We start from the raw sequence: 21023 nt of genomic DNA, 5'->3' as shown, positions 1-21023 counted from the left end.
GCTGTGATCGTGCAGCTTCGGTACGGCTTCCGTCTGTACCCGAGCGCCGGTCAGCGGGTCGCGTTGGCGCGGGCGTTCGGGTGCGCCCGCGCCGTCTACAACGACGCCCTGCGTGCCCGGGAGACCGCCCGTGCGGCGGGGTTGCCGTTCCCGACGTCCGGGGATCTGTCGAAGCTGCTGATCACCGAGGCGAAGAAGACGCCGGAGCGGGCGTGGCTCGCCGACGTGTCTGCGGTGGTCCTTCAGCAGTCGCTGCGGGACCTGGACGCGGCGTACCGGAACTTCTTCGACGGGCTGAAGGGGAAGCGGCCCCGGATGGGCGCGCCCCGGTACCGGTCGAAGCGGGATACGCGGCAGTCGGTGCGGTTCACCGCGAACGCCCGCTGGTCGCTCACCTCGGGCGGGAAGCTGCGTCTACCGAAGATCGGGGACGTGGGTGTGCGCTGGTCGCGGAACCTGCCGTGCGTTCCGTCGTCGGTCACGGTGATCAGGGACAGCGCGGGCAGGTACTTCGCGAGCTTCGTGGTGGAGACCGACTCGGAGGCGTTGCCGCCGGTCCAGCCGGAGATCGGTGTCGACCTCGGCCTGACGCACTTCGCGGTCCTCTCCGACGGCACGAAGATCGACTCTCCTCGGTTCCTTCGCCGCGCCGAGAAGCGGCTCACGAAGACCCAGCGGGACCTCTCCCGCAAGAAGAAGGGTTCGGCGAACCGGGCCAAAGCCCGGGTGAAGGTCGCCCGTGCGCATGTGCGAGTGGCCGACGCGCGCCGCGAGTTCCACCACCAACTCTCCATCCGGCTGATCCGCGAGAACCAAGCGGTGGCCGTGGAAGACCTGGCGGTGAAAGGACTCGCCCGTACGCGGCTGGCAAAGTCGGTGCACGACACCGGCTGGTCGCGGTTCGTCGCCATGCTGGAGTACAAGGCCGCCCGGTATGGACGGACGTTCGTGCGGATCGGACGGTTCGAGCCCACCTCGCAGGTGTGTTCGGCCTGCGGCGTGAAGGACGGTCCGAAGCCGCTCGCCGTGCGGGAGTGGACGTGCCCGGCGTGCGGGGCAGGGCACGATCGGGATGTGAACGCGGCGGTCAACGTCGCGCTGGCCGCCGGACTGGCGGTGTCTGCCCGTGGAGCGCAGGTAAGACCGGCATATGTGCCGGCACCGCGCGGCGAAACGGGAACCCACCCGAAGCTCACGCCCACAGCGGCGGCGCAGCAGGCGGGAATCTCCGCCCCTCAGCTTCAGGGCGGAGAGGAAGTCAAGCGTGCGGTCCCGCCGGGCGGCCGCCGGGGGGGTGCCGCCGTCAGAGCAGGGGCAGCCACCCACGCAGGTCCGACCGTTCCCCGCTGGCCCTGACCCGACCGTCCGCGACGGCGTCCTCCCAGGCCAGCCGCCCCGCGCACACCTGGACGAACGGGACGGGCCCGACCTCGACCACGTTCGGCGGCGTCCCCCGCGTGTGCCGCGGACCATCGACGATCTGCACCGCGGTGAACGGGGGTACCCGCAGTTCCACCGCGTGCCCCGGAGCCCTCGCCGCGAACAGATCGGCGAGCAGCCGCGCCGCCACCCGCAGCGCCGGGCGCGACGGCTCGATCCCGAGGTCGAGCCCGTGCACGACCGCCTCGACCGCCCGGGTGCGCAGGAACTCGCCCAGCGCCATCGGCCCGCCCGGCGTGACCACCACCTCACCTCCCGCCGCTGGGCCGCCGGCCGCGACAGGAGAGCCCGTCCCGCCAGGAGCGCCGGCCGCCGTGGGTGCACCCGCCGACGGCGAATCGGTGCCGATGCCGGTGCCGGTGCCGGTGCCGCTGTCGGTGCCGGTGCCGGTGCCGGTGCCGGTGCCGGTGCCGGTGCCGGTGCGAGACTCCAGGGCGGCGCACGCGGCCGCGACCTGCGCGGCGAGCCAGGAGCGCGGGCCCGTGGCGGCGACCGACGCCGACAGTGCCCGGGCCGTGTCCGCGATCGCCTCGGCGCGCGCGCCCGTGCCGGCGAGGTACTCGACCGCCGAGACGGGACCGCCGCCGACGGCCGTCGCCGCGGGCGCGAGCGCCTCGGTCACGGCGGTCGCGGAGCTGGCCACATGCATGACCAGGCCGCCGACCGTCCAGCCGGGCAGCACGCTGGGCCGCGCGAACGCGACGTCCGGCAGGGCGTCGACGGCCTCGACGATCCGCTGCCACTGCTCGCCCACCACGACGACAAGGACGGGCAGGTCGACGGCGGCGTCCCGGCCGGAGCCGCGAGAACCACGGGAGCCGCGGCCGGTACGGGTGGGGCCGGGGCGGGCGGTCGACGGCATCCCCTCATCCTGCCCGGCTGGCCCCGTCCGTCCGCCCCATCCCTCTCGGTGACAGCTCGCACGCCCGGGTGCCGTTGCCGGCCGCGTGGCCCGGACGCGACCCGCTCCGCGGGCGTGCGGCGGACGGACGAGGATGGACCCGTGTCAGTGACCACCGCACACGCTGCGGCCGACGGGTATGGGACCGCCGCGGTGCGGCGGCGGGTACTGGATGCCTGGGTCGCCTCCCCGGCTCGCTTCCGGGAGGACGCCAACGCCGAGGAGGACGCCGCCCTCGGCGCCTACCGCGACCGCCTGGTCGTGGAACTGATCCAGAACGCCCTGGACGCGGCGACCGAGGCCGCGGTGCCGGCCCGCGCCCTCCTGCGGTTGACCACGGCCGCAGCCGCCCCCGGCGGCCTGCTCGAGGTCGCCAACACGGGCGCCGCGCTGACGGCCGCCGGCGTCGAGGCGCTGTCGACGCTGCGGGCCTCGGCGAAGCGGGACGCCGCGTCCGTGGGACGGTTCGGGGCCGGTTTCGCCGCGGTCCTCGCGGTGACGGACGAGCCGTCGATCGTCTCCGGAGCAGGCGACCCCGGCACGCCGGCCACCGGCGTCGCCTGGTCGCGCACCGCCGTGATCGACGCGGTGGCGGCCCTCGACCCACGCCACCCGGACGCCGCCCCCGGCGACGTAACTCCGGGTGACGTAACGAAAGGCGACGCAACAAATCTCGGCGGCCTCGCGGAGGAGCTCGCCCGGCGCGACGGCGCGGTGCCGATCCTGCGCCTGCCCTTCGCGATCACCGCCCCGCCGCCGCCGGACGGCTTTGACACTGTGGTGCGCCTGCCGCTGCGGGACGCGAGCGCCGCCGCCCTGGTCCGGGAGCTGCTGGCCGGCATCGATCCCACGCTGCCGCTGGTGCTGGGCGGGCCGGGTGAGATCATTCTCGACGTCGACGGCACGGTGCGCACGATCAGCTGCCACTGGGTGCGCGGCGGTCCCGACGGCCACCGGGCCGCCACGACGCCGGCCGCCACGACGCCGGCCGCCACGACGCCGGCCGCCACTCCCGCGGCTACCACCCCCGCGGCCGGCGCGCCGATGGTCGAGGAACTGGTCGAGATCGCCGACCTGGACGGCGAACGCTGGCGCGGCGTCGCCCGGCGCGGCCCGATTCCCGCCGAGCTGCTCGCCGACCGCCCGGTAGAGGAACGCGGCCGGACGGGCTTCACCGCCCGCGTGATGATCCCGGACGGCGACTGGCCGCAGGGCGTGGCCAGAGTGCTGCGCGCGCCGCAGCCCACCGACGAGCCGCTGTCCCTGCCGGTCCTGGCCAGCGTCGAGCTGCCACTGGACCCCTCCCGCCGGCACACGATCGCCGGCCCGCTGCGCGACCGGCTCACCGACGAGCTCGCCGCCGCAGCGGTCGCGCTGGCCCGCTACCTCGGCACCGGCACCCTCGACGACCCAGGCACCCTCGACGGCCGGGACAGTCTCGACGACCAAGGTGATGTCGGCGTCCCAGGCAGCCCCGACGGGCAAGGCAGCCCCGACGGCGCGGACAGCCCTGACGGGGTGGACGCCGGCGCGGCGCCGCCCGATCCACTGGCCGCGCTCAGCCTCGTCCCGACGGGCCTGGCCCACGGCGAGGTCGACGGCCGGCTGCGGGAGGCGTTGCTGCGACTCCTGCCCGGGGCCGCGCTGTTCCCCGGCGGCCGGCGCGGCCGGGACTGCTCGGTCTGCGACCTCGGCCCCGCCACCGATGCCGTCACCGACCTGCTCGGCGTCGACCCCGTCGAGGAGGGCGCCGCCCCAGCGGGCGACACGGATCCGGATCATCCCGCCGCCCGCGCGGGCGACGTCATCACCGACGGTACGGACGGTTCCGACGGGAGCCGCCTGCTGCCGGGGCTGCTGCCGGCGACCTACGCCGGCCGGCGCTGGCGCGGCCCGCTGGACCTGCTCGGGGTCCGGCGGGTGGACAGCTCCGCGCTCGTCGAGCTGCTGTCCGGCGCCGACCGTCCACCGGCCTGGTGGGGACGGCTCTATCCGCTGCTCGTGGCCGCACCGGACCGCGACGCGCTCGGCGCGCTGCCCGTGCCCCTGGCCGAACTGCCGGTGGACGACCACGAGCCCCCCGGACCCACGTCCGGCACCGCGGCCGGCTCGGGCGCCGCGGAACTCGGCACGCGGATGGTCACCGGTCCGCGGGGCACGCTGCTGCCGACCGCCGATCTCGACATCGTCGCGCTGATCCGCTCGGGCCTGCCGTTGCGGGTCGTCCATCCGGACGCCTGTGCCGACGCGGCCCGCGACGCGCTGCGCACCCTGGGCGCCGCCGAGGGAACGCCGGCCGGGGTGCTGCGGGACCCGGCGGTGCGCGAGGCGGTGCTCGACAGCGATCCCGACGATCACCGGGACGACCTGCTCGCGCTCGCCGGCGCCGTACTCGCCCTGGTCCGGGACTGCGACGAGCAGGTCACGGCGGGCCTCGACTGGCTGGAGGAGCTGCTGCTGCCGGATGCCGACGGCGAGTTCGCCCCGGCCGGCGAGCTGCTGGTCGACGGCGGCCCGCTGGATCAGGTGCTCGCGCAGGACGCCCCGTTCTCCACGCTGTCCCCCGAGATCGTCCGCGGCTGGCCGACCCAGGTGCTCGAGCGGGTCGGCGTCCTGCACGCGTTCGGCGTACTGCACGCCTACGACCTGCCCCTCGACGCGGACGAGCAGATCCTGCTCGATCTGGACGACAGCGACACCTGGGTGGACGACGTCGCCGCCGGCGATCACGGCGGCCCGCCCGGCGACACGCCGAACCTGCGCCGCCCGCCCGCCGGCGGCCCGCCCGCGCCGGCGATGATCGGCGTGTTCGCCGCCGTGCGGGACCTGGAGCTCGTCGACCCGCGGGCCTGGCCGAGGGCGCTGGCGCAGCTCGCCGCCCCGCCGCTGCGCGAGGTGGTGTTCACCCCGGAGCCGTCTTACACCCGCTGGTGGCTGGCCCGCCACGCGGTGCTGCCGGTGGCCGGCGGAGGTCCCGCGCTGCCCCCGCGCGAGCTGCTGCTGCCCGCCGCCGATCCGCTGCTGGCCGGTCTGTTCGCGCCGGCGGCGCCGCTGCCCGACGTCGACGACGAGTTCCTGCGCCATCTCGGTTCCCGGCTGACGCTCGACGACGTGCTCGGTGACCTCGGCGCCGTCATGGACCTGCTCGACCGGCTGGGCGACGCCGACCGGGACGTGTCCTGGCCGGCCGCGCGGCTGCTGTACATCGCGGCGGTCGACGCCGTGGCCCGGGTGCTGGCGGCGCCCGATCGGTCGGCGGGCGACGAACGGTTCGACCCGCCGCTGACGGTGCGCACCCCCGACGGCGTGGTGCCGAGCGCGCAGGCCGTCGTCGTCGACGCGCCGGACATGCTGGGCCTGGTGGGCGGGCGCCACGCGCTGCGGCTGCCGCTGGACCGCGCGGCCGAGGTCGCCCACGTGCTCGGAGTGCCGATGGCCGCCGAGATCGCCCCCTGCGCGATCGTGGCGGGCGAGGCCGCCGGCGCCGAAGGGACGGACGAGGCGGACGAGAGCGGCGAGACGGGCGAGGCGGCGCTCGCGCCGGACGGGACGCCCTACCGGGTGCACCGCCCACTGCTGGTCGAGGATCTGACCGGCCGGCCGACCCGGGTGCCGTGGCGGGTGCTCGGCGGCATCGGCGGCCAGGTGCACGTCGACGCCGAGGCGGGGCCGGATGCGCTGGCCCGGGCGCTGGCCTGGCGCGGCGGCCAGTGGGACCGCCGGCACGCGCTCGCCGCGGAACTGCGCGATCCGGCGGGCGCCGCCTTCCGCGCCGCGGAGGACGACCTCGACGAGGCCTGAGGCCCCGCCCCTCCTCGCGCTAGCCGGCCGCCGGCTCGGCCGCCGCCGTGGCGGCCCGTAGCCGGCGGCGACGGCGCACGACGACCCACAGGCCGACAAGCCCCAGACCGAACCCGCAGACGGCCGTCGCCAGCCACCACAGATGGCCGTCCGTGCGCAGGTCGTCGAGGAAGAACAGCATGACGACGGCGGCGATCCCCCACAGCGCGGTGCCGACCGCCACCGAGGCGACGCCGTCGTAGGGCAGCGGCTCGGGCGGCGGCAGCTCGCCGCCGCCCGCCGGATCCTTGCTCTCTGGCACGCTCATCGCCGCCGACGCTACCCGGGCCGGGGACGGTCAGCCGGGGTCGGGGCCGAACTCCCACCGCCGGCGCGTCACCTGCTCGAGCAGCAGGTGGTCCGCGCTGTAGTGGTCACGCAGACGGTCGGCGACGCCCGAATCGAGCCGCGCCGGCGCCCACGCCGCCGCACCCGAGGCGGCGGTGTCGCCCGCCGGCGCCCCTGATCTGACCGGCGCGCCGGAACCGACCGGGACCTGTGAACGCACTCTCGCGACGCGGGGAAGGCCGGCGGACGCCCCTGCGATCCCGTCGCCCGCGCCCGCCGCGCCGGCGAGTCCGACGAACCGGGCGACCTGGTCCAGCACCACCGCCGGCTCCGTCCACAGCCGCGCGTACGGGGTGAGGAACACCTGCCCGAACGTGAACAGGGTGGTCAGCCGCTGCAGCTGGGCGCCATAGCACCCCAGCGCCCGATATCGCCAGGTCCAGTCCCAGGCCGCCGTCGTGCGATCGCCCTCGACCGCGAGAGCGCGTTCGAAGTCATCAACGGTCTCCAGGCCGGCCGCGCGCATCCGCGACCAGTGGGCGTATGCCCGCGCCACCGGATCGCGCAGCACCGCGACCAGGCGGACGTACGGCGACCGTTCATGCAGGCGGCGCAGACCCTCGAAGTCGGCCAGCAGGTACGGGGCGTGCGGATCGGGGCCGGCGGCGAGCTCGGCGTCGCGGTGACGAAGTCCGGCGACCAGAAGGTCGGTGCCCGCATCCGGGGCGCCGATCACCCGGAAATCGGGCTTGGCCATCACGCTCTCCGTCCTCCACCCCCCGCCGACACCGGTGGTACGGATGGCCGGTGCCGGCGTGAACGAACACCCACCTTAGCCCGATTTCCCCATCGGAGAAATCGACAAGGGCGACAGCTGACCGGCACGCGACCCCCAGGTCGACCGTTCCATGTGAAGCAAGTCACAGTTTCCAGCCCTTGGCGGCCGCCGGAATCGTGTGCTTCCGTTGCTCTTGTGTTTAAGCGGCTGATGCTGGTCACCCGGAGCCACATCGATCTGCTCCGCGTCGCCTCCGCCGCCTGTCCGGCTGGCTGATCCGCCGCCGGCCCGACGCAGCACACCCCGGACCGCGCAGGCAATCCGCCGCGCCGTTCCGAACCGGCCGCGGCCGCGAACTCCCGCCTTTCGGGGCGCTCCCTGGTACCCGTCGATCCTCGCACAGGCACCCGCTCAGGAGATCGCCACCCCCGGGCGCGCCGATGACGCAGCCGCCGCCCCACCCACCCACCGACCGCCGCCGCCGGACGCCCGACCCGCACGCACGGGCCACCCGCGGCGACCCGCCCGGCATTGAGCGCATCCGCTCGCGCACCGCGTCTCGACCCGCAGTCTCGTGATCATCCTTCTCCCGGCGACGGGAGAACCCACTGACCGAAAGGCCAGCGATGCCCCCGCAGACGACCCTCCTCCCGTACCGGGCGTCCCGCCTGGCGGCCGCGCCGACTCGCCCGCCCCTCGCCGCCCCGCCCCTCGGGTCGCCGTCTCTCGCGCCGGCGACGCGCCCCCGCGCGGCCTTCCCGGCCCAGGCACTCCCGCGGGTCGCCGCGGCGCCGGCCCGCCAGGTGGCGCAGACCCCGCCCGGCCGCGGGGTCTGGATCGACCGCACCGCCTGGCTCGCGACCGTCGACGGCCGGCCCCTGGACCTGACCTACCTGGAGTTCGAGGTGCTGGACTTCTTCGTCCGCCACCCGGGTACCGCGCACAGCCGCCAGGGCCTGCTGACCTCCGTGTGGGGACACCGGGCCGACGACGAGTCCGCGCCCGACCTGCGCACGGTGGACGTCCTCGTCACCCGGCTGCGGCGCAAGCTCGGCCCGGACAACCGGTACCGGATCGAGACGATCCGCCGGGTCGGCTACCGCTACCGCCCACTCGACGCCGACGCCTCCTGACCCCGCCGACACCGGTCGCCGGCACACCGGCACACCGGCCGCTCACCGGCATGCCGTCCTCACCGGCCGGTGAGCGGCCAGCCGGCCTCCTCCGCGTAGATCGCGGGGGTGCCCGGCGGGCCGTTGACGCTGCTCATCAGCACGAGCCGGTCGATCGTCCACGGCATCGGCGCGACGGCCGCGCGCAGCCGGTCGACCAGCGGCGCCAACTCCCGGCGGGCGTGGTCGGGAACCCTGGCGAGGGTGAGATGGGCGCGCAGCGGCCGGGCGTCCGCCTCGGGGGCGGCCCGGGCCCGCTCGGCCGCCCGCCGCACCCCGGCGGCCAGTCCGGCCAGGTCCCTGCCCGGGCCGGGACTCCCGCCACCGCCCTGACCGTCGCGCTGGCCGCGGACCTCTCGCACCTGGGTCCACAGCACCCGATCACCGAACCGGCCGCCGCCGACGGTCTCGACCGGGATCGGGCCGTGTCGGGCTGCCACCCGGGCGAGGCGGGCGTCGAGGTCCGCACGCCGCTCGTCCGGTACCGGCCCGAGGAACGCGAGAGTCACGTGCCACCGGTCGGGTTCGGACCAGCGCAGGTCGGGAGCCGCCAGCCGGACCGGGCGCGTGGCCGCCCGCAGGTCCTCGACCATCCGCCCCGGCGGCAGCACCGCCACGAACAGCCGGGCGCTCAGCGAGCGTCCCAGGCTGGCCAGGCAGATCTCGCGACGGCGGCCTCCATCCGTGACCTCCAGAGGGGACTGTCGCCTTCAGGCGACAGGGGAATCCGGTGCGGACCGCGACGATTATACCGGCGTTGCTGGTATAACCGATGGCATGGGGCGGCAGGTGACCGCAGGGGCAGGCGGGGTCTACGACCTCGGCTACCACGTCGTCTGGTGCCCAAAGTACCGCCGGGCTGTTCTCGTGGGTCAGGTTCGCGACCGGCTGGACGCGCTGGTTCGCGAGAAGTGCGCCGAGCACGACTGGCCGGTCGTCGCGCTGGAGATCGAGCCCGACCACGTGCACGTGTTCGTGAGGGCTCATCCGAAGCACTCCCCGTCGTACATCGCCAACCAGATCAAGGGCTTCACGTCCCACGAACTGCGCGGCGAGTTCGCGCACCTGCGCTCCCGGCTGCCCACGCTGTGGTCCCGGTCGTACTTCGTTGCCACGGTCGGCGCGGTCTCGGCTGAGACGGTCCGGCGGTACATCGACACGCAGGACGAGCGGCCGTGGCGCAAGGGCGTGGCCCGGTGAGGCGGACGTACAAGTTCCTACTGCGCCCGACAGGGCATCAGGTCGGATCGCTGCACGCGATGCTCGACGACCACCGCGATCTCTACAACGCCGCCCTTCAGGAGCGCCGTGACGCCTACCGGCACCCGTCGAAGACGGCGATCCGCTACGGCGACCAGTCCGCCCAGCTCAAAGAGATCCGCGCCTACGACCCGGACCAGGCCCGCTGGTCGTTCTCCTCCCAGCAGGCCACGCTGCGCCGGCTGAACCTGGCGTTCGCCGCGTTCTTCCGCCGCGTCGAGGCGGGTGGGGCACCCGGCTACCCGCGTTTCAAAGGTGCCGGCTGGTTCGACACCGTGGAGTGGCCGAAGGACGGGGACGGCTGCCGCTGGAACTCCGACCCCCACCATGCGACCCAAACCCGGGTACGACTCCAAGGCGTCGGCCACGTCAAGGTCAACCAGCACCGGCCGGTACGCGGCACCGTCAAGACCGTCTCGGTCAAGCACGAGGGCACCCGCTGGTATCTGATCCTGTCCTGCGACGACGTTCCCGCCGTCCCGCTGGCGCCGACCGGCGCGGTCGTCGGCGTCGATCTGGGTGTGGCGTCGCTGGCGACGACCTCGGACGGGAAACAATACGGCAATCCGCGCTTCCTCGAACGGGCCGCCGGCAAGCTGGCCGATGCGCAGCGGGACCTGGCACGGAAGAAGCGTGGATCGAAACGGCGCCGCAAGGCCGTCGCCCGGGTCGCCAACCACCACCGGACCGTCGCCCGGCAGCGCGTCGACCTCGCGAACAAGACCGCCTGCGAACTGGTCGCCGACCACGACCTGATCGCCGTCGAGAAGCTGAGCATCAAGGGCATGACCCGCCGGGCCAGGCCCAAGCCCGACCCCGACAGGCCGGGGGCGTTCCTGCCCAACGGCCAGGCCGCCAAGGCCGGACTGAACCGCTCGATCCTCGACGCCGGGTGGGGGGTGTTCCTCAACGTGCTGCGCGCCAAGGCTGAAAGCGCCGGACGGGTCGTCGTCGAGGTGAACCCCCGCCACACCTCCCAGCGGTGCGCCCAGTGCGGGCACGTCGCCGCGTGGAACCGGCCGACGCAGGCCACGTTCCTGTGCGTGACGTGCGGGCACACCGCGCACGCCGACGAGAACGCGGCCGTCAACATCCTCAGGGCGGGGCTCGCCCTTCAGACCGACGCTCAGGCGGCCTGAGAAGCCACCGGCTTCAGCCGGTGGAGGAGTCTCACGCCCGTCAACCTACCGGGGGCCTGGCCTCCCCCGGCGCTCGCGGCGTCCGCCCACCGCCCGCAATCCCCCCGACGCGGGCGCCCGTCCGGCACCCGCCGGTGACCCGTACCGGGTGCCTCGGTGACCGCGCCGCCCGCTGAGGGCACTATCAGAACCGTGACGACGCTCCCCGAGCTGGTCCCGCCTCGCGACCCGGCGCTGGCCGTGAGCTGGCGGGAACTGCGGCGCGTGATCCGCCGCCGGCAGCCCGACCTCCCGCTCGCGATGGCCCTGGTCACCGACGGTTCGGACAGCACGACGGCCGGGGTGCTGCGCGACGCCGGTGTCGACGTGGTGGGCCTGCTGGCCCCGGAACCGCTGGAGTCGCTGGCCTGGGCCGCCGAGGCGGGCGTCCCGCGTGCCTACGCCGACCTGCTCGCGCTGCTCTCCGACGACATCGAGGCCGTCTGCGTCGAGACCCGGCCGCCCGGCGCCGACATCGTCGCCCGCCGGGCCGCGGAGATCGGCCTGCATGTCCTGTTGGCCGGGCCGGGCGGCGCCGAGGCGGAGACCCTGCGGGCGGTCGCGGACCTGGCCGAGGAGGGCGACGTCGCCCACGTGGTCGCGCTCGACGGCCGGGCCTGGCCGGCGGCGACGCACGTCGCGGCGACCGTGCCGTCGCTGGGCCGGCTGACCCAGATGACCGTGGTCGGGGCGCCCACCGGGCCGAGCGGCCGGGTCGAGATCGTCGATCTCGTCATCCGCTGGTGCGGTGAGATCCTCGCGGTCTGCGCCGATCCGGCGGCGATGCCGGCGCCCACGCTGACGCCGGACGCGCCGGTGACACTCGCCCTGCTCACCGCCAGCGGCGCCACCGTCCTGATCAACGAGCGGATGGGCGGCGATCTGGGTACCGCCACCATCACCGTCTGCGGGGAGGAGGGGCGGGTCGTGGTGCAGGGGCGACGCGTGCGCCGGCAGGACGATGCCGGCGTGCGGGACATGCTGATGCCGACCAGCCCGACCGCCCGGCCCGGGCTGATGGAGGCGACCTACGACGTCGTGCGCGCCACCGAGCTCGACGACACCCGCCTGGTGCGGGGCGCGACGTTCCACGACCTGCTCGCCGCGAACCGGCTGCTCGCCGCGGCCGGCACCTCCCACCGACGGGGAGGCTGGGTCGAGCTCTGACGGAACACGCACCGCCCACCACCCGACGGCGCACCCGCCGTCCGCGGCGTCAGGAGCCGGCGAGCGCGTCGAGGATCGGCGCCGCCCGGGTCAGCGCGGCGATCTCCTCGGTGGTCAGGGCGGCCAGCCGGTCGGTCAGCCATTCGTCCCGGCGCCGCCGGTCGTCGCTCAGCAGCGCACGCCCCCGGTCCGTCACCTCGACGATCACCTGCCGGCCGTCGGTCGGATGGGACCGGCGCTCGACCAGCCCCTCGACCGCGAGGAAGGCGATCACCCGGGTCATCGACGGCGGCTGGACCCGCTCGTGCGCGGCGATCTCGCCCAGGGTCATGGGACCGCGCCGCCCGAGCGAGGCCAGCACGGAGGTCTGCGTGGGGGTGAGGCGGCTCGACCTCTCCTGGCGCATCCGTCGGGACAGGCGCATCACCGACAGCCGCAACGCGGACGCGAGTTCGGCGTCACGCGCCGTTCCGGTCTCCATCTCCTGACGGTACTCGCCGGCACCGTCCGGAATCTCTTCGTGGTCCGCGGGAAATCGCGCGCCCGGAGCGCGCGGCGGTCACAGGCCAGCCCGCACACCCGCGCGAACACCTCCCGAACCCGGACTGAACGCGCCCCGAACGGGCTGGCGAACGAATGCCGGGGAGGGCCGGCCACCCCCCGGCGGCAGCCGACCCTCGTACGGCCGGCGCCCGCCCGCGGAGCGCGACCACCGTGGACACCGATTCCGTGCAACCAGGTTCCACCAGTGCCACCACCGCTGGCTTCGGGGAGAGCTCCACACTTCTCCGGGGGATCACCAGCGATCGGGTGGGGGGTAACCCGCAATCCGCCGCCGTCTGTGTGCGACCCTTGGCGGGTGAGTTCCTGGCTACATAACGTCGACTGACGTGCCGCATCCGCGCCTGCCCAGCCTCATGTCCGCCTGTGCCGCCCGGCACCGGACGTGGTGCCTGGCCATCGGCGGCACGGCGGCCGCCGTCGCCGCGGCGGCCTGCCAGTGGCCGGCGTTCGGTCCCAGCCCGGTTCCCGCCGCGGTGAACGTCTCGGTCACGGTGGCGTTCGTGCTCACCGCCGCCCTGCTCAACGGCGAGGAGTCGCTGGGCAGCGTGACCGGCGCGCTCGTCCTCGGTGGCCTGCTGTGGGCGCTGTCCTTCACGTCGGCCTGGGACGGCGGACCGTCGGCGCTGATAGCGACGTTCTCCTACGCGCACTTCTGGGTCTGCGTCGGCTGGGGCGTGCTGCGCTATCCGACCGGGCGGCTGCAGAACAACACCGAACGCGTGCTGCTGGGCGCCGCGGTGCTGTTCGTCCCCGTGGCGAACATGGCCCAGCTCGGCATCGCGCGGCCCGAGTGGCTCGGATACACGCATCCGGACGGCCTCTGGTGGTACGGATCCCCGGTCGACCACGGGATGTACGACATCCTTACGATCGGGCTCGACACCATCACGGTCGCGCTCGCCGCGATGTTCCTGGTCGTCATCCGGCACCGGCTGCGGCGGTATTCCGAGCTGGATCGGCGCATCTTCCGCCCGGTGGCGTTCGCGCTGCTGTTCGCGTTCCTCATCGCCGCGGCGGTCAACACCGTCTCCTATATTCCGACCAGCCCGCACATCGGCGCCGAGTTCACCCTGGTGTCGCTGACGCTGCTGCTCATTCCGGTGGCGTTCGCCGTCGCCGTGCTGCGCAGGACCTTCGTCCGCGCCCGGATCGCGCAGCAGCTCGCGAGCCTGCCGAGCCCGCCGACGGTGGGCGCCGTGCGCGACGCGCTGCGCATCGCGCTGCACGACGACTCGGCCGAGATCCTGCTGTGGCTGCCGGACGACGGCCACCACGCCGACGGCGACGGCATCGCGCGGCAGCCTCCGCACCCACCCGACGCCGACCTGATCATGGAGGTGCGCACGGCGGCCGGTGCGCCGCTCGCCCTGATCACCGCCGCGCCCGCGATGCGCCGCAACCAGGACCTCGTCGTGGCGGCGGTGCAGGCCTGCGTGCTGGCCCTGGAGAACGCGCGGCTGCACGCCACCGTCGCCGCCCAGCTGGACTCCGTGCGCGCCTCCCGGGCCCGGCTGGTGGAGGCGAGCCTGCACGAACGCCGGCGGCTGGAACGCGATCTGCACGACGGCGCGCAGCAACGACTGCTGGCCCTGGCGACCAGGCTGGGACTCGCCCGGACGAAGGCCACGGACCCCGATACGATTTCCGCGATCGAGGCCGCCCGCGAGGACCTCCGCCACGCCCTCGCGGACCTGCGCAGCCTGGCACGGGGGATCCATCCGGCCGTGCTGAGCCAGGGCGGGTTGCGGCCGGCCCTGGAGGTCGTCACGGCAGCGCTGCCGGTGGAGGTCGAGCTCGACGTCTGCGCGCAGCGGTTCGACGCGGTCCTGGAGGCGGGTGCCTACTACACGATCTGTGAGGCTCTCGCGAACACGGTCAAGCACGCGGGGGCGACCCGGGCGACGGTGTCGGTGCGCCAGATGGGTGACGCCGTCCGCATCGATGTCATCGACGACGGCAAGGGCGGCGCGACGGCGGCCGAGGGCGGCGGGCTCGCCGGTCTCGTCGACCGGGTCCGGGCGCTCGGCGGCGCGCTCGTGATCGCGAGCCCCTCGGGCGGCGGCACCCGCCTGACGGCGAACATCCCGTGCTGACCCACCCGCCCCACCCGAATCCCAACCCTCAGGAGGGAACCAACCCGTGCGGGTAGCGATCGCGGATGACTCCGCCCTGTTCCGGGAGGGTCTGGCGATGCTGCTGGCGAGCTCCGGGGCCGAGGTCGTCGCGCAGGCGGCCACCGCCGACGAACTGGTCAGCGGACTCGACCGGAGCCGGCCGGACGCAGTGATCATGGACATCCGGATGCCGCCGACGTACACGGACGAGGGTCTGGTCGCCGCGGAACGGATCCGCGCACGCCACCGCGGTGTCGCCGTGCTGGTGCTGTCGACGTACGCGGAGACGCCGTACGCGCTGCGGCTGCTGGGTGGCGGCGGCGGGGGGCTCGGCTACCTGCTCAAGGACCGGGTCGACGACGTCGCCGCGCTGCAGGACGCGCTGCGCCGGGTGGTCGAGGGCAGGCTCGTCCTGGACGAGGAGATCGTCGCCGGCCTGCTGGCGCACCGGCGGCACGCCGACGAGCTGGCCCGGCTGACCCCGCGGGAGCGCTCCGTGCTCGGCCACATGGCCGAGGGCCGCTCCAACCAGGGCATCGGCTCCCGGCTGCACCTGGCGCCCAAGACCGTGGAGAACCACATCGCGGGGGTGTTCGCCAAGCTCGGGATGCCGGCGTCCGGGGACGACAACCGGCGGGTGCTCGCCGTGCTGGCGTGGCTGCGCGCCACCCCGCCCGAGCCGCGCCCGGTCGGCGGGCGTGGGGCCGCCGCCGCGACCGCCGCCGGTCCGGACCATCGGGGCGACGCGTCCCCTTTCGGGTAGCTCGGCGCCGATTCGTCGCCGGCCGCGGGTGGTTCTCACCCAGCGTGTCCCGCCACGCCGGCCATGCCCTGGGAACCAGCTGTCCCATAAGGGGTGGCGTAGCACACGTGGGACGAGGCTCACCGATCACGGGCATGTGCAGGCGCGAGCGGCCAGACTTGGGAAGAAGCATGTGAGCCAGCAAACCGGAGTGAGCGCTCCATACCCGGATGCGCGCCCCGGCTGGGGCCAGAGCCGTGCATGGACGGCATCGCCACCGCGAGAGGAGCCCGGCGTGTCCGAGCAGGTCAGCACACTGACCGTTACCGACAACCGAACCGGAAGGACCTACGAGATCCCGGTCTCGGACGGCACGGTACGCGCGAGTGCGTTCCGCTCGATCAAGACGAGCGACGACGACTTCGGCCTGATGGCCTACGACCCGGCGTTCACGAACACGGCCAGCTGTCGCAGTGCGATCACCTACATCGACGGTGACGCAGGCATCCTGCGCTACCGCGGCTACCCCATCCAGGAGCTCGCGGAGAAGAGCAGCTTCCTCGAGGTCGCCTATCTGCTGCTGGCCGGCGAGCTGCCCTCGGGCGACGAGCTGTCGACCTGGGAAGACGAGATCACGCACCACACCCTGGTGCACGAGTCGATCAAGAAGTTCATCGACGGCTTCCACCACGACGCCCACCCGATGGGCATGCTCGTCTCCAGCGTGGGCGCGCTGTCGACCTTCTACCCGGACGCCAAGACGATCGACGACCCGGGCCTGCGGCGGCTGCAGATCGTCCGCCTGATCGCCAAGATCACCACGCTGGCGGCGTACTCGTACCGGCACTCGGTCGGCTTCCCGTACGTGTACCCGGACAACGACCTGTCCTACGCCGGCAACTTCCTCAACATGATGTGGAAGGCCACCGAGCTCAAGTACGAGCCGGACCCGAACCTCGAGCACGCCCTCGACGTGCTGTTCATCCTGCACGCCGACCACGAGCAGAACTGCTCGGCCAACGCGATGCGCGCCGTCGGCAGCTCCCAGGCCGACCCCTTCTCCGCGACGGCCGCCGCCATCGCCGCGCTCTACGGCCCGCTGCACGGCGGCGCGAACGAGCAGGTGCTGCGGATGCTCTCCGAGATCGGCTCGGTGGAGAACATCCCCTCCTTCATCGCCCAGGTGAAGGACGGCAAGAAGAAGCTGATGGGCTTCGGCCACCGCATCTACAAGAACTATGACCCGCGGGCCCGCGTCATCCGCCAGGTCGCGGACGAGGTGTTCAAGGTCACCGGCACCAACCCGCTGCTCGACCTCGCGATGGAGCTGGAGCGGATCGCGCTGGAGGACGAGTACTTCATCTCCCGCAAGCTCTACCCGAACGTCGACTTCTACACCGGCATCATCTACCAGGCGATGGGCTTCCCGGTGGAGATGTTCCCGGTGCTGTTCGCCATCGGCCGGATGCCCGGCTGGCTCGCCCAGTGGGAGGAGGGCCTGCTCGACCCCGAGCAGAAGATCGCCCGTCCGCGCCAGCTGTACGTCGGCTACGACCAGCGGCCCTACGTCCCGATGGACGAGCGCTCCGCCGGCGTCGACTCCGACGCCGACCCGATCGCCGCCCAGGCCGCCCAGGCCGCCCCGGAGCGCCCGCTGCGCTGACGGTCGCGAGGGACTCCTGACCGAAGTCCCCGCCGGGATGCGCGGAATCCCCGCTCCACTCCGCCCGTCCTGGCAGCAGTACCAGCCGTGAGGTGGCCGGCGGGCCCTCCGCTCGCCGGCCACCGTCGTTTTTGCGGCTCATCGGGGCGACGATACCGGTGGCCACTGCTGAATACCGGTGCTATCTTACGGCCGACGTGAGGATGCCTCACGCCGATTCCGTATCAGTGGCACCGGGAGAAGCTGGCCATGACTGTGCAGCTCGAACAAAGCACGGTGACGGAGACCCGGGCGCCGCGGCGGGTCCCACCGGTCGTCTGGTGGGCGCTTCTGGGCGCCGTCTTCGTCGTCGTTCAGCTTTACACCTACGGTTCGTGGGTTCTCTCCGACGGCTTCCACCCGACGCACACCGGCGTCGACCGGGTCCCCACCTACTCGCGGGTCGTGATGCGGGTGTTCGAAGTCGTCAGCACGGTGTCGCTCGCCGGCGCGCTCGTCTGGTTCGTGCGCGGCATCCGGAAGTCCGGCCGGATCGACGCCACCCGGCTGATGATGATCGGCTGGCTCTCCGCGTACTGGCTCGACCCGTTCCTCAACTTCCTGCGGCCGATGTTCACCTACAACGCGGCCCTGGTGAACATGGGGAGCTGGGCGAACTACATCCCCGGCTTCCGGACCCCGCACGGTGACCGCATCGCCGAACCGCTGCTGGTCGACCCGTCGAGCTACTTCGTCTCGTTCACGCTCACCGCCCTGTCCGGCGTGTGGGCGATGCGGAAGATCAAGGAGCGGCGCCCGGACGTCAGCCGGACCGTGCAGACCCTCGTCTCGGTCCCGGCGATCTGGATCTCGATGGGAGTGCTGGACGTCGGGGCCACCACGCTCATGCACTTCGACGGCTGGCTGATCACCAACCACAGCCTGTCCCTGCTCGGCGGCGGCTACGACCAGTTCCCGCTGTACGAGTTCCTGGTCTTCCCCGCGGCGTTCGTCGCCTGTGCCCTGCTGCTCTACCACCAGGACGAGAAGGGCCACACCGTCATCGAGCACGGCCTGGTTCAGCTGCGGACGGCGAGCTGGGTCCACACGGCACTGCGGATCCTCGCGTTCGTCGCCTTCTGCAACCTGGCGAACCTGATCTACACCACGATCATGGGCCTGATCGCCCTCGTCGGCGCCCCCTGGCCCGTCGACACCCCCTCCTGGCTCTCCAACAACCTCACCCCCTTCCGCGGCTGACGGCTCCTCGCCGCCCCCCGCGCACGGCTGCCATCAGCGCACGGCTGCGGGTCACGGCAGCGTTCCGACAGCGGGTCATGCGGCGGGTCATGGCAGCGTCCCGGCAGCATCACTGCGGCCCGTGTCGCGAACAGGGCGACAAAACGGACACGGCACGCCGAGTTCGCGAGCGGGCCGGGGAGAGATCGCAATCCCCGGCCCGCCACGCCGCGCAGCGCCCGTGGCGTTGGCGGACCCCCGAACGTCAGAGGCGCTGGGCGGACACCGCGACGCCAGAGGCGCTGGGCGGACCTCCGAACGTCAGAGGCGCTGGGCGGACACCGCGACGCCAGAGGCGCTGGGCGGACCTCCGAACGTCAGAGGCGCTGGGCGAGCTTCCTCGATGCCAGAGGCGTTGAGCGGGCTTCTCGACGCTAGAGGCGTTCTACGACGTAGTCGATGCTGGCGGTGAGGGCTTCGACGTCGGCGGGGTCGACGGCGGGGAAGCAGGCGACGCGGAGCTGGTTGCGGCCGAGCTTGCGGTACGGCTCCACGTCGACCACACCATTGGCCCGCAGCACCTTGGCGACCGCGGCGGCGTCCACCTCGTCGAAGTTGATGGTGACGACGACCTGGGAACGCTGCGCGGGGTCGGCGACGAACGGCGTCGCGAACGCCGTCTTCTCCGCCCAGGTGTAGAGGATCGACGACGACTCGGCCGTGCGCCGCACGCACCAGTCGAGGCCGCCCTGGCCGAGCATCCACTCGATCTGGTCGGCGAACAGGAACAGCGTCGACACCGCGGGGGTGTTGTACGTCTGGTCCTTCACACTGTTGTCCAGCGCCGTCGTCAGGTCGAGGAACGGCGGGATCCACCGGTCGGTCGCGGCGATCTCGGCGAGACGCCCGATCGCCGCCGGCGACATGAGCGCGGTCCACAGACCACCGTCGGAGGCGAAGTTCTTCTGCGGCGCGAAGTAGTAGACGTCCACCTCGCTGACGTCGACGGGCAGGCCGCCGGCGCCCGAGGTGGCGTCGACCAGGTGCAGCGCGCCGTCATCGACCCCGGCGCCGGTCGGGCGGCGCACCGGGCGGGCGACGCCGGTGGACGTCTCGTTGTGCGGGGTGGCGTAGACGTCGATGCCCGCCTCGGGCGCCCAGTCCGGGTGCGAGCCGGGCGCCGAGGAGACGACCGACGGGTCGGCGAGGAACGGCGCGCCCTTCGTCGTGTCGGCGAACTTTCCGCCGAACTCGCCGAAGACGAGGTGCTGGGAGCGGGTGCGCACCAGGTTGAACACGGCCGCGTCCCAGAACGCCGTGGCGCCGCCGATGCCGAGCACGACCTCGTACCCGGCGGGCAGCGAGAACAGCTCGGCGAGCCCGGCGCGGACCCGGCCGACCAGGCTCTTCACCGGCTTCTGCCGGTGCGAGGTACCGAGGTAGGTCGGGCCGCTGGCGGCCAGCGCCGCGACCGCCTCCGGGCGGATCTTCGACGGTCCGCAGCCGAACCGGCCGTCAGCCGGGCGCAGGTCCGCGGGCAGCGCGATCGCGGGCACGTCAGCCACGAGGCACCTCCGGCAGGACGTCGCCGAGCGGGCGCGGCTCGGGGCCGACGTAGCGCGCCGACGGGCGGATCAGCCGACCGGTGCGCTGCTGCTCGAGGATGTGGGCACTCCAGCCCGCGGTGCGGGCGCAGGTGAACATGGACGTAAACATATGAGCCGGGACCTCGGCGAAGTCCAGGACCACGGCCGACCAGAACTCCACGTTCGTCCGCAGCGGACGGTCCGGGAAACGGTTGGTCAGTTCCTCGATCGCGGCGGCCTCCAGCGCCTCGGCCACCTCGTAGCGGCTGGAACCGAGGTCACGGGCGGTGCGCCGCAGCACGCGGGCACGCGGGTCCTCGGCCCGGTACACCCGGTGCCCGAAGCCCATGAGGCGCTCCTTGCGGTCCAGCGCGCGCCGGACGTAGCCGAGCGGGTCGCCGGTGCGCTCGACCTCGTCGAGCATGGCGAGCACCCGCGACGGCGCACCGCCGTGCAGCGGGCCGGACAGCGCGCCCACGGCCGCGGACAGCGCCGCCGAGGCGTCGGCCCCGGTGGACGCGACGACGCGGGCGGTGAACGTGGAGGCGTTCATCCCGTGCTCGGCGGCCGACACCCAGTAGGCGTCGACGGCCTGGACGTGCTTGGGGTCCGGCTCGCCGCGCCAACGGATCATGAACCGTTCCGTTATGGTCCGCGCCCGGTCGACCTCCTTCTGCGGCACCGCCGGCTGGCCGAGGCCACGCGCGGACTGGGCGACGAACGACAGGGCGACCACCGACGCCCGCGCCACGTCCTCCCTGGCCTGCTCCGAGGTGATGTCGATCAGCTGGCCCATGCCCCAGTACGGCGCGAGCATCGCCAGGGCGCTCTGCACGTCCACCCGGATGTCGCCGGAGTGCACGGGCACCGGGAACGGCTCGGCCGGCGGCAGCCCCGGCTCGAACGACCCGTCCACCAGAAGGCCCCAGACGTGGCCGTAGTCCACCTTGCCGACAAGATCCTCGATGTCGACGCCGCGGTACCGCAGCGCGCTACCTTCCTTGTCCGGCTCGGCGATCTCCGTCTCGAAGGCGATCACACCTTCCAGACCGGGCTTGAAATCGCTTGTCTTCTCGGCCATCGAGTCCGGATCTCCGCTTCTGTCCGTGAGT

The 21023-nt window shown here is 73.4% G+C and carries 17 protein-coding genes; 10 read left to right on the top strand and 7 right to left on the bottom strand.

Translation table 11 applies throughout. From position 1 onward, the window contains the following. Positions 1 to 9 precede the first annotated feature (9 nt). The gene (locus AC6EXY_RS23015) at positions 10 to 1356 is read left to right on the top strand and encodes an RNA-guided endonuclease InsQ/TnpB family protein (protein WP_243407065.1); all 1347 of its coding nucleotides are present in this window, start codon (positions 10 to 12) and stop codon (positions 1354 to 1356) included. Here the strand turns inward: AC6EXY_RS23015 and AC6EXY_RS23010 are convergent. After that, the gene (locus tag AC6EXY_RS23010; RefSeq protein WP_499818118.1) at positions 1304 to 2302 is read right to left on the bottom strand and encodes a sterol carrier family protein; all 999 of its coding nucleotides are present in this window, start codon (positions 2300 to 2302) and stop codon (positions 1304 to 1306) included. The genes AC6EXY_RS23015 and AC6EXY_RS23010 overlap by 53 nt on opposite strands. Positions 2303 to 2443: 141 nt before the next feature. On the opposite strand from AC6EXY_RS23010, the gene AC6EXY_RS23005 reads away from it, so the two are divergent. After that, entirely contained in the window at positions 2444 to 6142 is a 3699-nt protein-coding gene (locus AC6EXY_RS23005; protein WP_499818119.1) for a sacsin N-terminal ATP-binding-like domain-containing protein, read from the top strand. Between the two features lie 19 nt (positions 6143 to 6161). Here AC6EXY_RS23005 and AC6EXY_RS23000 read toward each other — a convergent pair whose 3' ends face one another. Together AC6EXY_RS23000 and AC6EXY_RS22995 are read right to left on the bottom strand one after the other, a co-directional pair. Beyond that, entirely contained in the window at positions 6162 to 6449 is a 288-nt protein-coding gene (locus tag AC6EXY_RS23000; protein ID WP_499818120.1) for a DUF2530 domain-containing protein, read from the bottom strand. Positions 6450 to 6479: 30 nt separating this feature from the next. Beyond that, positions 6480 to 7226: a sulfotransferase domain-containing protein gene (locus AC6EXY_RS22995; protein WP_101832890.1), complete on the bottom strand. Its 747-nt coding sequence runs from the start codon at positions 7224 to 7226 to the stop codon at positions 6480 to 6482. 647 nt (positions 7227 to 7873) lie between these two features. Here AC6EXY_RS22995 and AC6EXY_RS22990 point away from each other — a divergent pair. Next, positions 7874 to 8380 carry a winged helix-turn-helix domain-containing protein gene (locus AC6EXY_RS22990; protein WP_101831123.1) on the top strand — a complete coding sequence of 169 codons (507 nt, stop codon included), beginning with the start codon at positions 7874 to 7876 and terminating at the stop codon, positions 8378 to 8380. A 59-nt stretch (positions 8381 to 8439) separates the two neighbouring features. On the opposite strand, the gene AC6EXY_RS22985 is transcribed toward AC6EXY_RS22990, so the two are convergent. Continuing rightward, entirely contained in the window at positions 8440 to 9036 is a 597-nt protein-coding gene (locus tag AC6EXY_RS22985) for a 2'-5' RNA ligase family protein (RefSeq protein WP_341477206.1), read from the bottom strand. Positions 9037 to 9196: 160 nt separating this feature from the next. Here AC6EXY_RS22985 and tnpA point away from each other — a divergent pair, with 160 nt between their 5' ends. The 3 genes from tnpA (at position 9197) to AC6EXY_RS22970 (ending at position 12024) form a co-directional block, all read left to right on the top strand. Further along, a complete protein-coding gene (gene tnpA, locus AC6EXY_RS22980; protein ID WP_101831122.1) occupies positions 9197 to 9619 on the top strand; it encodes an IS200/IS605 family transposase in 423 nt (140 codons plus the stop codon). Continuing rightward, complete coding sequence (locus AC6EXY_RS22975) at positions 9616 to 10818, top strand: RNA-guided endonuclease InsQ/TnpB family protein (protein WP_499818121.1); 1203 nt, start codon at positions 9616 to 9618, stop codon at positions 10816 to 10818. The genes tnpA and AC6EXY_RS22975 overlap by 4 nt, the downstream gene beginning before the upstream one ends. A 192-nt stretch (positions 10819 to 11010) precedes the next feature. Beyond that, complete coding sequence (locus AC6EXY_RS22970; RefSeq protein ID WP_101831121.1) at positions 11011 to 12024, top strand: Gfo/Idh/MocA family oxidoreductase; 1014 nt, start codon at positions 11011 to 11013, stop codon at positions 12022 to 12024. Between the two features lie 49 nt (positions 12025 to 12073). On the opposite strand, the gene AC6EXY_RS22965 is transcribed toward AC6EXY_RS22970, so the two are convergent. After that, the gene (locus tag AC6EXY_RS22965; protein WP_101831120.1) at positions 12074 to 12505 is read right to left on the bottom strand and encodes a MarR family transcriptional regulator; all 432 of its coding nucleotides are present in this window, start codon (positions 12503 to 12505) and stop codon (positions 12074 to 12076) included. A 409-nt stretch (positions 12506 to 12914) separates the two neighbouring features. Here AC6EXY_RS22965 and AC6EXY_RS22960 point away from each other — a divergent pair, with 409 nt between their 5' ends. From AC6EXY_RS22960 to AC6EXY_RS22945, 4 genes are all read left to right on the top strand, one after another. After that, entirely contained in the window at positions 12915 to 14681 is a 1767-nt protein-coding gene (locus AC6EXY_RS22960; RefSeq protein WP_101831119.1) for a sensor histidine kinase, read from the top strand. 46 nt (positions 14682 to 14727) lie between these two features. Further along, positions 14728 to 15465 carry a response regulator transcription factor gene (locus tag AC6EXY_RS22955; RefSeq protein ID WP_101831118.1) on the top strand — a complete coding sequence of 246 codons (738 nt, stop codon included), beginning with the start codon at positions 14728 to 14730 and terminating at the stop codon, positions 15463 to 15465. Between the two features lie 274 nt (positions 15466 to 15739). Beyond that, the gene (locus AC6EXY_RS22950; RefSeq protein WP_101831117.1) at positions 15740 to 17107 is read left to right on the top strand and encodes a citrate synthase; all 1368 of its coding nucleotides are present in this window, start codon (positions 15740 to 15742) and stop codon (positions 17105 to 17107) included. A gap of 249 nt (positions 17108 to 17356) precedes the next feature. Beyond that, positions 17357 to 18346 carry a spirocyclase AveC family protein gene (locus AC6EXY_RS22945; protein ID WP_499818122.1) on the top strand — a complete coding sequence of 330 codons (990 nt, stop codon included), beginning with the start codon at positions 17357 to 17359 and terminating at the stop codon, positions 18344 to 18346. A gap of 413 nt (positions 18347 to 18759) precedes the next feature. Here AC6EXY_RS22945 and serC read toward each other — a convergent pair whose 3' ends face one another. Both serC and AC6EXY_RS22935 read right to left on the bottom strand, forming a co-directional pair. Continuing rightward, positions 18760 to 19890: a phosphoserine transaminase gene (gene serC / locus AC6EXY_RS22940; protein WP_101831115.1), complete on the bottom strand. Its 1131-nt coding sequence runs from the start codon at positions 19888 to 19890 to the stop codon at positions 18760 to 18762. After that, the gene (locus AC6EXY_RS22935; protein WP_101831114.1) at positions 19883 to 20992 is read right to left on the bottom strand and encodes a citrate synthase 2; all 1110 of its coding nucleotides are present in this window, start codon (positions 20990 to 20992) and stop codon (positions 19883 to 19885) included. Before AC6EXY_RS22935 ends, serC begins: the two co-directional genes overlap by 8 nt. Positions 20993 to 21023: the final 31 nt, after the last annotated feature.

It is taken from the genome of Frankia sp. RB5, assembly GCF_059816245.1.
Note: the sequence above shows the minus strand (reverse complement) of the source record. Positions and strands in the feature narration are given on the sequence as shown.

Excerpts from the sequence above, each read along its gene's own strand:
- AC6EXY_RS23010 (WP_499818118.1), bottom strand. The coding sequence starts at position 2,302 with ATGCCGTCGACCGCCCGCCCCGGCCCCACCCGTACCGGCCGCGGCTCC.
- AC6EXY_RS23000 (WP_499818120.1), bottom strand. The coding sequence starts at position 6,449 with ATGAGCGTGCCAGAGAGCAAGGATCCGGCGGGCGGCGGCGAGCTGCCG.
- AC6EXY_RS22995 (WP_101832890.1), bottom strand. The coding sequence starts at position 7,226 with ATGGCCAAGCCCGATTTCCGGGTGATCGGCGCCCCGGATGCGGGCACC.
- AC6EXY_RS22990 (WP_101831123.1), top strand. The coding sequence starts at position 7,874 with ATGCCCCCGCAGACGACCCTCCTCCCGTACCGGGCGTCCCGCCTGGCG.
- tnpA (WP_101831122.1), top strand. The coding sequence starts at position 9,197 with ATGGGGCGGCAGGTGACCGCAGGGGCAGGCGGGGTCTACGACCTCGGC.
- AC6EXY_RS22965 (WP_101831120.1), bottom strand. The coding sequence starts at position 12,505 with ATGGAGACCGGAACGGCGCGTGACGCCGAACTCGCGTCCGCGTTGCGG.
- AC6EXY_RS22945 (WP_499818122.1), top strand. The coding sequence starts at position 17,357 with ATGACTGTGCAGCTCGAACAAAGCACGGTGACGGAGACCCGGGCGCCG.
- AC6EXY_RS22935 (WP_101831114.1), bottom strand. The coding sequence starts at position 20,992 with ATGGCCGAGAAGACAAGCGATTTCAAGCCCGGTCTGGAAGGTGTGATC.